General features: G+C 36.9%; 13 protein-coding genes. 10 read left to right on the forward strand and 3 right to left on the reverse strand.

What is annotated here, in order from left to right:
- Positions 1 to 26 precede the first annotated feature (26 nt).
- Positions 27 to 431, reverse strand: coding sequence for a hypothetical protein (locus tag ACMX9J_RS01105; RefSeq protein ID WP_048021248.1), 405 nt, complete (start codon positions 429 to 431; stop codon positions 27 to 29).
- Positions 432 to 929: 498 nt separating this feature from the next.
- Between ACMX9J_RS01105 and ACMX9J_RS01110 the strand changes: the two genes are divergently transcribed.
- Positions 930 to 2639 (forward strand): NAD-dependent malic enzyme, encoded by a 1710-nt coding sequence (locus tag ACMX9J_RS01110; protein ID WP_034269256.1) that lies wholly within the window; start codon positions 930 to 932, stop codon positions 2637 to 2639.
- 143 nt (positions 2640 to 2782) lie between these two features.
- Positions 2783 to 4126, forward strand: coding sequence for a 2-hydroxycarboxylate transporter family protein (locus ACMX9J_RS01115; protein ID WP_416225318.1), 1344 nt, complete (start codon positions 2783 to 2785; stop codon positions 4124 to 4126).
- 48 nt (positions 4127 to 4174) lie between these two features.
- Here ACMX9J_RS01115 and ACMX9J_RS01120 read toward each other — a convergent pair whose 3' ends face one another.
- Both ACMX9J_RS01120 and ACMX9J_RS01125 read right to left on the reverse strand, forming a co-directional pair.
- Positions 4175 to 4996: a Cof-type HAD-IIB family hydrolase gene (locus ACMX9J_RS01120; RefSeq protein WP_176344154.1), complete on the reverse strand. Its 822-nt coding sequence runs from the start codon at positions 4994 to 4996 to the stop codon at positions 4175 to 4177.
- Positions 4997 to 5301: 305 nt separating this feature from the next.
- On the reverse strand, positions 5302 to 6327 hold the full coding sequence (locus tag ACMX9J_RS01125; protein WP_034265631.1) for an LLM class flavin-dependent oxidoreductase: 1026 nt from the start codon (positions 6325 to 6327) through the stop codon (positions 5302 to 5304).
- A 327-nt stretch (positions 6328 to 6654) separates the two neighbouring features.
- On the opposite strand from ACMX9J_RS01125, the gene ACMX9J_RS01130 reads away from it, so the two are divergent.
- From ACMX9J_RS01130 to ACMX9J_RS01165, 8 genes are all read left to right on the forward strand, one after another.
- Positions 6655 to 7185 (forward strand): hypothetical protein, encoded by a 531-nt coding sequence (locus ACMX9J_RS01130; protein ID WP_028413593.1) that lies wholly within the window; start codon positions 6655 to 6657, stop codon positions 7183 to 7185.
- Positions 7186 to 7195: 10 nt separating this feature from the next.
- Entirely contained in the window at positions 7196 to 7720 is a 525-nt protein-coding gene (locus ACMX9J_RS01135) for a GNAT family N-acetyltransferase (protein WP_176344153.1), read from the forward strand.
- A 26-nt stretch (positions 7721 to 7746) separates the two neighbouring features.
- Positions 7747 to 8013 (forward strand): glutaredoxin family protein, encoded by a 267-nt coding sequence (locus tag ACMX9J_RS01140; protein WP_028413591.1) that lies wholly within the window; start codon positions 7747 to 7749, stop codon positions 8011 to 8013.
- Positions 8014 to 8082: 69 nt separating this feature from the next.
- Complete coding sequence (locus ACMX9J_RS01145; protein WP_033578803.1) at positions 8083 to 8904, forward strand: amino acid ABC transporter substrate-binding protein; 822 nt, start codon at positions 8083 to 8085, stop codon at positions 8902 to 8904.
- Positions 8905 to 8978: 74 nt separating this feature from the next.
- Positions 8979 to 9677, forward strand: coding sequence for an amino acid ABC transporter permease (locus tag ACMX9J_RS01150; RefSeq protein WP_033578804.1), 699 nt, complete (start codon positions 8979 to 8981; stop codon positions 9675 to 9677).
- A gap of 27 nt (positions 9678 to 9704) precedes the next feature.
- The gene (locus tag ACMX9J_RS01155) at positions 9705 to 10415 is read left to right on the forward strand and encodes an amino acid ABC transporter permease (protein ID WP_014460395.1); all 711 of its coding nucleotides are present in this window, start codon (positions 9705 to 9707) and stop codon (positions 10413 to 10415) included.
- Positions 10412 to 11185, forward strand: coding sequence for an amino acid ABC transporter ATP-binding protein (locus ACMX9J_RS01160; RefSeq protein WP_034265635.1), 774 nt, complete (start codon positions 10412 to 10414; stop codon positions 11183 to 11185). The genes ACMX9J_RS01155 and ACMX9J_RS01160 overlap by 4 nt, the downstream gene beginning before the upstream one ends.
- Positions 11186 to 11350: 165 nt before the next feature.
- The gene (locus ACMX9J_RS01165; protein WP_047751101.1) at positions 11351 to 12073 is read left to right on the forward strand and encodes a riboflavin kinase; all 723 of its coding nucleotides are present in this window, start codon (positions 11351 to 11353) and stop codon (positions 12071 to 12073) included.
- The last annotated feature ends 1 nt before the right edge of the window (position 12074 follow it).

Consider the following 12074-nt stretch of genomic DNA (forward strand, 5'->3'; position numbering starts at 1 on the left):
AAAACCGTCCTTAAGGGCGGTTTTTTTTATGATTTATTTGAAAAAATATTCATGAAGGAGGCGTATGTCTGATCGTCCTCACCCTCATAGAACGCAAGATTTAAAAGTCTGTTAAGTTCGTTTGTTGATTTTTCAGTTTCTGCAATAATTTGATGCATATGAGCAATCTTAGACATGGATCCGTTGCCATAAGCATTTTTAATTTGATTTAATGTTAAATGAAGCGATAAGACCTCTCGGCGAAGAGCTTGTCTTAATTCAGAGGAAGCAGGGATAAAAAAGCGTTTATAAAAATAACTGGCTTCTTCAAACACCAATTCTCCATTCTCTAGCTCTTTAGACGCAATTTCTTTAATCTCTTGATCGTCTAATCGACTGGCCGCTTCTTCGATAAGAAATCCAAAAATAATAGCTGTATCTGGTTTTAACATATAATAACCTCCATTATTATAAAAAAGAACTATGTAGTTTATATGTATAGAGAGAAAGGAAAGAATATTCATAGTAATTCACTAATCAGCATAGACAAAAAAATAAAAAATATTCTTTTATAGGCAAACTAAAATTATTTCAAAATAAATTTTTTATAATTAAACATTTTTTCCATATTAAAGGATTATTTTGACTTTCCAAAAGAGATGAATAGAATAAAGAGGGTTCTTAGTACCTATATAAAAAGAAAATTGATAAAAGATATTAAATTCAGAAATTTCTACCTCTTTATAACTAAAAAATTGCTCTACTAAAATAGTTGACAGCAGAAATAGATAGGCATAAAATATACTATTGTCAAATGAATTAGCAAGCTATTCATAAAAAGTTAACGGACATTTGAATAATATGAGTAATATCCATATAAGGTATCAATTACTTAAATCTAACCAACTTGTATGCTTGTCATACAAGTCTACAGAAAGGAAGATAGTCGTATGCGCAACGTATTTTTTACAGATAATGAAACAATTGAAACGACTTTACGTGGGAAAGAAATTTTAGGAGCTCCAATGTTAAACAAAGGAGTAGCTTTTACAAAAGAAGAGCGTAAAACGTTAGGATTAGAAGGTTTACTTCCTCCAATGACTTTAAGTTTAGATGAGCAGGCAAAACGTGCATATGAGCAATTTTTAGCTCAGGCAGATAACCTTGGTAAGAATGTGTATTTAAACGATTTACAGAACCGTAATGCTGTATTATTTTATCGTTTATTGCAAGATCACTTAAAAGAAATGCTTCCGGTTGTTTATACACCAACAGTTGGACAAGCAATCCAAGAATACAGCCACGAATATCGCCGTCCGGGTGGCGTATACTTGTCAATCGATAATGTAGAAGGCATTGAAGAAGCTCTTAAAAATATCGATGCAAATAGTGAAGACATTGATTTAATGGTTATTACAGATTCAGAAAGTATTTTAGGAATTGGTGACTGGGGCGTTGGTGGTATTAATATTGCTATCGGTAAATTAGCCGTGTACACAGCTGCAGCAGGAATCGATCCAAGCAGAGTACTTCCAGTTGTTCTTGATGTAGGAACAAACAATGAAAAATTATTAAATGATCCTTTATATATCGGAAACCGCCATGAACGTATCCGCGGTGAGCGCTATGATCATTTCGTAGATCAATTTATTTCAAAATCTCTTGAAATATTCCCTAATGCACTGTTACACTGGGAAGATTTCGGTAATGTAAATGCTCGTAATATTATTAACAAGTACGGAAAAGAAATTCTAACGTTTAATGATGATATTCAAGGCACAGGTGCCGTAACGCTTGCCGCTATTTTCTCAGCAGTTCAAGTGTCTAAAATGCCACTTCGTGACCACCGTGTTTTAATCTTTGGACCAGGTACAGCAGGTATCGGTATTGCAGATCAAGTACGTGATGCAATGGTATTAGACGGGATCACAGAAGATGAAGCATACAAAAACTTCTGGGCAGTCGATTTCCGAGGCCTTTTAACAGATGACATGGACGACTTATTAGGTTTCCAAACGCCTTATGCACGAAAAGCAGAAGAAGTGAAGGACTGGAACCGTGAAGAAGACAAAATTTCTCTTTTAGAAGTTGTCAGACAAGTTAAGCCAACAATCTTAATTGGTACGTCTGGTGTAGCAGGCGCATTCTCAGAAGAAATCGTAAAAGAAATGGCGAAGCATGTAGAACGCCCAGCTATTTTACCAATGTCAAATCCAACTCCGCTTGCGGAAGCTACTCCTGAAAACCTATTAAATTGGACAGAAGGAAAAGCACTTGTAGCGACTGGAAGTCCGTTTGAACCAGTTAACTACGACGGTGTGGAATATGAAATTGGTCAATCTAATAATGCTTTTGTTTTCCCTGGTCTTGGTCTTGGATCAATCGTGGTAAAAGCAGAAGTTATTACAGACAGCATGTTCGCAGCATGTGCACACGCTGTAGCTCAAATGGTAGACAGCAGCAAACCAGGAGCTTCATTACTACCACGCGTAGAAGAATTACGTGAAGTATCATATAACGTTGCTTTAGCGGTTGCTAACGCAGCAATTAAAGATGGTGTTGCAAAAGAAGTTCCAACAGATGTAAAAGCGGCAGTAAAAGCAGCAATGTGGGAACCAACATACAAAGAAATTAAAGCTTTAGAAACGGTAAATGCTTAATTTTTAGATAGAAAAAGCACAGCTTCTGAAAAAAGAAGCTGTGCTTTTTTTAGTTACAAAAAGAATTCTTAAGTTACATAACGTATATAGTTTTTTTAAACTTGTGTATGATTCTCTATATTAGAACCACAGGGGGTTATGAGATGAATACAGCACGTAAATTGGAAACGTTTACTCAAGATTCACAGCCTGAAAATAAGGGTTTTTGGAACCGAATCAACAATATTAAAGTAGGAGTTATTCCTCTACCGCTATACGTTTTACTTGCATTAATTGTATATGGCGCGGCCGTTTACAACGAACTTCCTCCAGATATGATTGGCGGATTTGCGATTATTATGGTAATGGGAATGCTGCTTGGTGATTTAGGATTAAAAATTCCGATTTTAAAAGATATTGGCGGACCAGCTATTTTATCACTGCTTGTACCTTCCGTATTAGTTTTTTATAATGTTTTAAATCCCGCGTCTATGGAAGCGGTAACAATTTTGATGAAAACATCAAACTTTTTATACCTTTATATTTCTTGTTTAGTAGCCGGAAGTATTCTGGGCATGAACCGTAAAGTTTTAATTCAAGGCTTTACACGTATGTTCGTACCGCTTGTGTTAGGTACGCTAGCCGCTGTAGCTGCAGGCGTAGCCGTTGGGATGTTATTTGGTTACGGAGCAAAACATACATTTTTCTATATTGTTGTACCAATCATTGGAGGAGGAATTGGTGAAGGTATTTTACCGCTTTCACTTGCTTATTCTCAAATTTTAGGTAGTTCAGCAGAATCTTTTGTGTCGCAAATGATTCCAGCTGCTGTTATTGGAAACATCGTTGCTATCGTATGTGCTGGCTTAATGAAACGTCTAGGAGAGAAAAAGCCAGAATTAACAGGTAATGGAGTTCTTGTGAAGACAAAAGGCGGAGATGGCATCTCAGAAGATACAAATATCAAGAAACCAGTAGATTTTTCGTTAATGGGCGCAGGTCTTTTAATTGCATGTAGTTTCTTTATTTTCGGAGGCTTAGCACATAAGTTTTTAGGAATTCCAGGTCCAGTTTTAATGATCGTAGCGGCAACGCTAGTCAAATGTTTACAAGTAATGCCTGCTAAGATGGAGCAAGGTGCTTACCATATGTACAAATTCATTTCTACGAGCTTGACATGGCCGTTAATGGTAGGCCTAGGAATTTTGTATATTCCTCTTGAAGATGTAGTGAAAATTGTGACACCAGGTTATGTAGTCGTATGTGCAGCAGTTGTTATGGCTATGGTAGCAACCGGTTATTTTGTAGGTAAAATGATGAAAATGCATCCGGTGGATGCAGCAATTGTAACCGGCTGTCACAGCGGTTTAGGAGGTACGGGAGACGTAGCGATTTTATCAGCTTCCAACCGTATGTCACTTATGCCATTTGCTCAAGTAGCAACAAGACTTGGAGGCGCTTCCACTGTTATTTTAGCTACGCTTCTTATGAAACTTTTAGGAGTATAAAATCAAAACAAAAAAGCAGCTCGGTTCGTACGAGCTGCTTTTTTTGTCTTATGAAACACTAACAGGTTTTAAGATGAATTCTTCCACAACTTTTGCCACACCGTCGTTCATGTTTGTATCTGTTACGTGGTTGGCTTTTTCTTTAATATCTTCAGGAGCATTTCCCATTGCTACGCCAAGTCCAGCAAATTCAATCATGGCAAGATCATTATAACTGTCGCCAATAGCAATCACTTCATCGCGTGTAATGCCAAGCTGCTGAATTAATAAATGTAAGCTTGTCCCTTTTGTGACACCTTCTTCTGTGAATTCAAGGAAGTATGGTTTAGAGCGCATTACGCTTAGCTCTCCTTGAAGCTGCTTTTGAAGTTTCTTTTCAACGTGAACCAGCATTTCCGGTTCTGCAAGCATGAGTACTTTTACAACAGGTTCTGTAACGGCATCAGTAAAAGATGAAACAACACGGATCGGCAGACCTGTAATGTCACTTTCAATATCCGTAAATTTATTTTCTACTTCTGTTATAATTTCATCTCCAACGTACGTATGAATTAAAACTCCTTCTTCGCGGCTAATATCGTCGAGACGTGCAGCGGTTCTCGGAGATAATGTGCTGCTAAATAGCTCTTCATTTGTTAAGCAATTAATAATTTTCGCCCCGTTAAACGATAAAATAAAGCTTCCGTACTTTTCTAACTCCAGTTCTTTGGCGATGTGAACCATTCCGTAAGTTGGTCGGCCAGAAGCAAGTACAACTTTTACTCCCGATTCTTGCGCCTTCATTAATGCTTCTTTTGTGCGCGGAGAAATAGTGTGATCATCGCATAATAGTGTATCATCCAAATCTAAAACAATCATTTTGTAAGGCATAATTTTAAATTCCCTTCTTCTACTAGACTCATATCTTCATATGGTACTATAAAAAAACGTTTGATTCAATTTAATGATTTTTTGAAAACAAGAAGCATGCGTATACTTTGTTTGAACGCCTCGTAAGTAGATGAAACAAAGAACTTGAGACATAGCTAAAACAGCCCAATCAATAGCTAAAAGCAATTAAACACATGAAAGCTACGTTTACCATGACAACGAAAAAATACGAAGTAATAATCAATCATTTTGATTATTACTTCGTATTTTACTTCGACTAAAATTCTTTTATTTCAGCCTCTTGATTAGTAAGCTGCTAGAGTTTGATTCGTTTTCTGAGCATCTCCTTCACTGAAAGCTTCTTTTAAGAGCGTATAAGACCGCTTTTTTTGTTCAAAATCTTGAAGAGCAGTAAGAATAATAAATTCATCAATAGAAAATGCCTGTTTCAAAGCTTGGAGCTTTTGACGAACGGTTTCTTTTGTACCGTATATGACGTTTGCTTCTTTTTCTTCAATTCGATAGCTTTCTTTAGACTGCTGACCAAATTCTTCCGCTTTTTCTTTGGAGCCTAATGTAGCGGATTTCCCATTTTGTAAGTATACTTTAAATATTTTTGTGCTGGATGCTAATGCTTTTGCTTCTTCTACGGTATCCGCTACGATGACGGAAAGGGCAACGACAAGCGAGCGTGCATGGGATGAAACGTGCTGATTATAGACGGAAATCGCTTCTTCTAGCACTTTTTGATCACCATTAATGAATTGAGCAAATACATAAGGAAGATTTAGAGATGCCGCTAGCTCTGCGCTTGAAGCACTTGCTCCCAGTAAAAACATATCTGCTGCTTTTTGGGGCCTTGGATAGGCTTTTAAACCGTAAAGAGGGTGATCTTCCGGCAGCGTATCGTTTAGGTATTGTTTAAGTTCTATCAGTTTGTCTGTTAAGGACTTAGTGGGCTGAGAGTTTTGTTGCAAGGCTTGAGTAGAATGAGGTAGTCCTCCTGGTGCTCTGCCGATTCCAAGATCGATGCGATTTGGAGATAATGAGGCTAAAACGTTAAAATTTTCTGCTACTTTATAAGGGCTGTAGTGTTGAAGCATAACACCGCCTGAGCCGATACGGATATGATGTGTTTTGGCGAGCAGGTGAGAAATTAACACTTCGGGTGATGATCCTACAACATGTTCAGAGTCATGATGCTCCGCTACCCAAAAACGGTGGTAGCCAAGTTCTTCTGCTAGCTGAGCTAATTGAATGGTATGCTGAAATGCATCTTCAGCACGCTCACCTTCATAACGCGGGCTTTGATCTAAAATACTTAATTTCACTGAAAACACTCCTTAAAGTTGATAAAAAAGGTAAGAATAATTGGGATTAATTTTAGCAAAGGATTTTCCAGATGAAAAGAGTTTTTTTAAAGAAAAATATTTTTTGAAAAATAAGTTGACTTTGCCATTTTGAGGCTATATAGTTGAATCATCAAATAGAAAAGTCGATAAAACAACTTGGATAAATAAGAATTGAGTGAGTATGTTTCAAAGACACTTCACTTCATTCTCCGGTTTTATCAAAAAAACAGTTAAAGCTGATTGGTCTACCAAAGGCTCCTGAGGAAACTCTAGGAGCCTTTTTGCTGTAAAAAGGAGGGGGAAAAGGTGAGCGATGTATGTATTTTATATAACGGAAGCTCTCATAATTATCAACAAATAGCCTCAGTGAAAGATGAGCTAGAAGCTTGCTTAACCTCAAAAGGAGTGCACGCCGAAGCTATCTCGTATCATGATGTACACGCTTTGAAGCAGGAAGCGCAGAAAGAAGTAAAGGCATTTATTTCGAAAATGAACCAAGCTAAAAGCATTGTCGTTCTGTTATCGGGAGTAAATGAAACATACGTAGAATCTTTTGAACGGCTAACAAAAATATTGCCAGAAGATTTATTGTATAAAAAAATACTTCTGCCAATTCTTATTGGTGAAAATGTGAATTCTTTACTAAAAGCTAAGTATGATTTAAAACTTTTAGCGTCTTTTTTAGGTAGACCTTACTGGCTCAGCAGTCTTTTTCTACTGCATGAATACGTCTCTTTTACAGGTATTAACAATGCGAATGCCAAAAGTCGTTTAAAGGAAGCGGTGGATGAGCTGATTTACAAAGGTAATCTATCCCTTCAAACATTTATAAAATGAGGTGAAGAAAATGAGTGAATTATTTCGATTAGCTACCGTAGAAGATGCTGAAGAACTGTTGGATTTAACGCTTCGAGCATATGAGCCGATTCGAAAGCTAGGAATTAAATTTCCTGCAGCGACGGCAACGATTCAAGTTGTAAAAGAAAACATTCAAAACAGCCGCTGCTACGTGCTGGAAAGTGATGAAAAAATCGTAGCTACGATTACAGCAAGAACGTATAAAGAAATAACGAACTGGCCTTTCTTATGGTGGTTTGCGGTAGATCCTTTGCTTAAAAAGAAAGGAGTAGGTTCTAAACTCTTAACGTGGGTTGAAGAAACGGTTATTCGAGATCAACTGGGGGCTCCTGCTGTTACATTAGCTACTTCTGATCGACACCCATGGCTGATTCCTATGTATGAAAGAAAAGGGTATGAACGCTTTTTTGAAGTCGATCAAGGAGAAGAAGGAAAAGGCGTATTCTTAAGGAAGATCTTACATCCCGAAAGATATGAGTTAGAAAAACACAAGGAGTTACAACAAGCTAATTAATCATTTAAAAGAAAAGAGGAGAAACCATGTCAGTAAAAATTTTATTATGGAATCGAAAAGGTTGTCATCATTGCGAAGAACTAAAAGCATATTTTCATGAAAAAGGCCATCAATATGAAAGTATCGATGTAGAAGGAAAAGATTATTTGCGAGATTTACTTGAAATTAAATACGGTATTCGTCATGTACCGGTCGTTGAAATTGGAGATAAGGGGCAGTTTAAAGGAGTTATTGAAAAAGATTATGAACAAATAGAAAAGTTGATTGAAGACTATTCACCAATCGTTAAATAGCTGCAACATCCATTTTATTAACTCGTTAAAACAATAAATTATTTTGAGACATAGTGAGGGACCAAACACATGAAAAAACTACAGCTGACAGCTATCTTTTTATCACTTCTTTTATTATTAGCCGCTTGCGGAACACCCAATAAAGAAACAGCAGCTAACGCAAGCAAAGACAAAGTGCAAAAAATTATTGTGGGAACGGGTACGCAATTTCCCAACATTTGCTTTCTTGACAATAAAGGAAATCTAACGGGGTATGACGTAGAGCTTGTTAAAGAAATAGACAAACGTCTTCCAAACTATAAGTTTGAATTCAAAACGATGGATTTTTCTAATTTACTTTTGAGCTTGGAATCCAACAAAATTGATTTAGTCGCCCATCAGATGGAAGTGAATGAAGAAAGAAAACAAAAGTTCCTGTTTAATAAAGAACCTTATAATATCTTTCCGCTACATGTAGTTGTAAATGAAAAAAATACGTCAATTAAATCAATTAAAGATTTGAGCGGTAAAAAGGTAATTGTAGGAGCAACGAGTAACTCTGCTAACTTAATCGATAAGTATAACAAAGAACATGGAAATAAAATTGATATCGTTTATTCAGGTCAAGGATCTGATGATACAAAAACGCAGCTAAAAACAGGACGTGCGGACGCTACAATTAGTACGCCGTTTGCAGTTGACTTTGTCAATAAGCAAGCGGACGCAGAGCAAAAAGTTGTGGGACCTGCTATTTCAAATTCAAAAGTATATTTTATGCTTCGAAAAAATGAAACAGGTTTACAAAAAGATGTTGATAAAGCGCTAAAAGAAATAAAAGAAGACGGAACATTGACAAAATTAAGCAAAAAATGGCTAGGAGAAGATTATACAAAAGCAGCTGGAAATAACTAAATCACTTACTGTGACCCAAGCCTTGAACTTGGGTCCTTTCGCTACCTGTAGAGGGAAACAAAGGAGAGAAAAAGATGGGAAAAGCATTTGATATAGAGCTGATTTTCACCTCTATTCCTCAATTATTATCTTATTTGCATATTACAATTTGGATTTTGGTTGCTTCACTTTTGATTGGCAGTACCTTGGGATTGTTTATTGCCCTGCCTCGTATTTATAAAGTACCGGTGTTAAGTCAATTAGCAGCAGTTTATATTTCTTTTATGAGGGGGACGCCTATTTTAATTCAATTATTTTTAGTTTTTTACGGGGTACCTGCCCTCTTACAATTGATTCATATTGACGTTTCTAGAATGGCTCCGCTCGTATTTGTGATTATCACATATTCACTGAGCACGGCGGCGTCTTTTTCTGAAATGATGCGCGGTGCCATTAATAGTGTAGATAAAGGGCAAACTGAAGCAGCGTATAGTGTAGGAATGACCGGAAAACAAACGTTCACTCGAATTGTGCTGCCGCAAGCTCTCGTTGTAGCATTTCCTAACTTTGGAAACCTTGTGATTGGTTCCTTAAAAGATACGTCTTTAGCCTTTACCATTGGTGTCATGGATATGATGGGAAGAGGAGATACCATTATCGCAGCAACGGCTCATGCAGTTGAAGTATATATTGCACTTGCCATTATTTATTATTTGGTAGCCATTATATTAGAGAAATTTTTTATGAAATCCGAACAGAAGCTGCAAAAACACGATCAGCCTGTTCATGTATAAAACGAGCTTACTAAAAGAGGTGTAAACATGATTATTGACGTACCGTTTATATGGACAGCATTTGTAGAAATTTTGAAGGCATTACCTTTAACACTCCTTATTACCATCGGTCCATTACTAGGCGGATTGCTTATTGGTATTGCTGTTGCGGCTGTGAGAATTAATTCAGTAAAAATAATAACGCCTATTGCCAACGTATACGTATCATTTTTTCGAGGAACGCCTGCCATTCTTCATATTATGGTTATTTACCTAGGGTTCCCGCTATTGATTAATAAACTATCAAGCTACTATGGATGGGGCTTCAATGCAAACAGCATTCCTATTGTCGTATTTGTATTAATCGCTTTGTCTTTTACAGCGGGGGCTTATATGTCAGAGATCATTCGCTCTGGTTTGTTAGCGGTAGAAAAAGGACAAATTGAGGCTGCGTATTCCATTGGAATGAATCGTTTTCAATCGATGAAACGAATTGTTTTCCCTCAGGCGTTTGCTTTATCTTTACCAAATTTATGCAATATCTTCATCGGCTTTTTGCATACGTCTTCTATCGCATTCATCGTCTCACAAAAAGAGTTAAACGGTGCAGCTAATATCGTAGCTTCAAATAATCTTAAGTTTTTAGAAGCCTATATTGCTGCTGCCCTTATTTATTGGATGCTGACGATGTTAATAGAAGGAATAACAGCGCTGCTTGAACGAAAATTAACGGTTTATAATCGAGGAGGGGTTGTATGATTACATTAACAAATATTAAAAAAACATTTGGTCAACATACAGTATTGGACGGTATTGATTTAATTGTTAAAAAAGGGGACGTTGTGACCATTTTAGGGCCGAGTGGCTCTGGAAAGACTACGTTTTTACGCTGCATTAATTTCTTAGAAAAAGCAGATGAAGGAGAAGTTTCGATCGATCAATTTACGGTTCAGTGCCAAAAGCCAAACCGCAAAGATATTTTAACTCTTCGACAAAAAACAACGATGGTTTTTCAGCAATACAATTTGTTTAAACACAAAACCGTTATTGAAAATATTATGGAGGGGCTAGTTATTGTTCAAAAGCTGCCAAAGGAAGAAGCAAAACAACGAAGTTTAGACGTCCTTGAAAAAGTTGGGCTTGCTGAAAAAGCAAATGCGTATCCAAGTCAGTTATCAGGAGGTCAACAGCAGCGAGTGGGTATCGCTAGAGCGCTTGCTTTAAATCCTGAAGTCATTTTATTTGATGAGCCAACGTCTGCTTTGGACCCTGAACTGGTGGGTGAAGTACTGTCTGTTATTCGTAAAATTGCTGAAGAAGGAATTACGATGATTATTGTTACGCACGAAATGAGTTTTGCCCGTGAAGTCTCTAATCACGTGGTGTTTATGGACGGAGGAAAGATTGTCGAACAAGGTCATCCTGAAGAAATATTTTTAAATCCAAAAGAAGATCGAACAAAGCAATTTTTCAAGCGTATTAACCCAACGCATTCGCCTTACTCTTATGTTTATGAAAAAACAATCTAATATTTTAATTTAAAACCCACTTGACTCATAGGAATAATAAGTATATGATAAAATCATCAAATTAAACAAACCGACTAGATCACTAGAGGTTCTTTGCACAATGTCACGCATTGTGCAAAGAACCTTTTATTTTTTACTAGACTTAAGGGAAGAAGGGTGAACGTAGTGAATCGAGGAGCATTAAAAGCTAAAACAAGCAAAAAACTTATTATAAAAGGCCAGGTTGTACCTGGAAGGCAGCAAGGAAGACATTTGGGTTTTCCGACAGCTAATATAGATACTCAGCATGAGGAATTAAAAAATGGCGTGTATGGTGTCCTCGTTCATCTGCGGGGACTTGAACATATAGGAGTTATGAATGTAGGCGTTAAGCCGACATTTGGATCGGAACTATCTAAAACATTTGAGGTTCATATTTTGGATTTTAACGACGTTATTTATGGAGAGACAGTTCAATGCGACGTTATCTTTCGGGTGCGAGGTGAGAAAAAGTTCCCTTCCATTGAGTTTTTAAAACATCAAATTAAAGCCGATACACTACAAGTTAAGCAAAGATTTCAACATATGGGCTATGTATCTAGTGAACATACAGCTTCCAAGCTAGGGCAAGCGAGATATTTAAATCTGCCTGATCTACAGTTTTTTAATTGGTGCCACAGCCAATTCAGAGTCAATAAAGGGATTTACAATACAATTGATCAATGGTTTTATGACGAAGGAATTGAAAATATTCACCCTAGAAGAGTTCACGTTATCGCTTTTTTGCAATTTGCACAGGAAGGAAATGAAAGAAAGACAGAAAAAGAAGGAGTCCTTCGCTTTGGAGCAGGCGGTTTGACCAATCAACTACGAGAATTTATGAATGGATATGAAAAAGGAGAATGGTAAT

This window comes from Priestia sp. RMT2NF4 (genome assembly GCF_047872835.1).
Taxonomy (GTDB): domain Bacteria; phylum Bacillota; class Bacilli; order Bacillales; family Bacillaceae_H; genus Priestia; species Priestia zanthoxyli.

Coding starts and splice junctions, on each gene's coding strand:
- ACMX9J_RS01105 (WP_048021248.1), bottom strand. CDS start 431: ATGTTAAAACCAGATACAGCTATTATTTTTGGATTTCTTATCGAAGAA.
- ACMX9J_RS01110 (WP_034269256.1), top strand. CDS start 930: ATGCGCAACGTATTTTTTACAGATAATGAAACAATTGAAACGACTTTA.
- ACMX9J_RS01115 (WP_416225318.1), top strand. CDS start 2,783: ATGAATACAGCACGTAAATTGGAAACGTTTACTCAAGATTCACAGCCT.
- ACMX9J_RS01120 (WP_176344154.1), bottom strand. CDS start 4,996: ATGCCTTACAAAATGATTGTTTTAGATTTGGATGATACACTATTATGC.
- ACMX9J_RS01135 (WP_176344153.1), top strand. CDS start 7,196: ATGAGTGAATTATTTCGATTAGCTACCGTAGAAGATGCTGAAGAACTG.
- ACMX9J_RS01140 (WP_028413591.1), top strand. CDS start 7,747: ATGTCAGTAAAAATTTTATTATGGAATCGAAAAGGTTGTCATCATTGC.
- ACMX9J_RS01145 (WP_033578803.1), top strand. CDS start 8,083: ATGAAAAAACTACAGCTGACAGCTATCTTTTTATCACTTCTTTTATTA.
- ACMX9J_RS01150 (WP_033578804.1), top strand. CDS start 8,979: ATGGGAAAAGCATTTGATATAGAGCTGATTTTCACCTCTATTCCTCAA.
- ACMX9J_RS01155 (WP_014460395.1), top strand. CDS start 9,705: ATGATTATTGACGTACCGTTTATATGGACAGCATTTGTAGAAATTTTG.
- ACMX9J_RS01160 (WP_034265635.1), top strand. CDS start 10,412: ATGATTACATTAACAAATATTAAAAAAACATTTGGTCAACATACAGTA.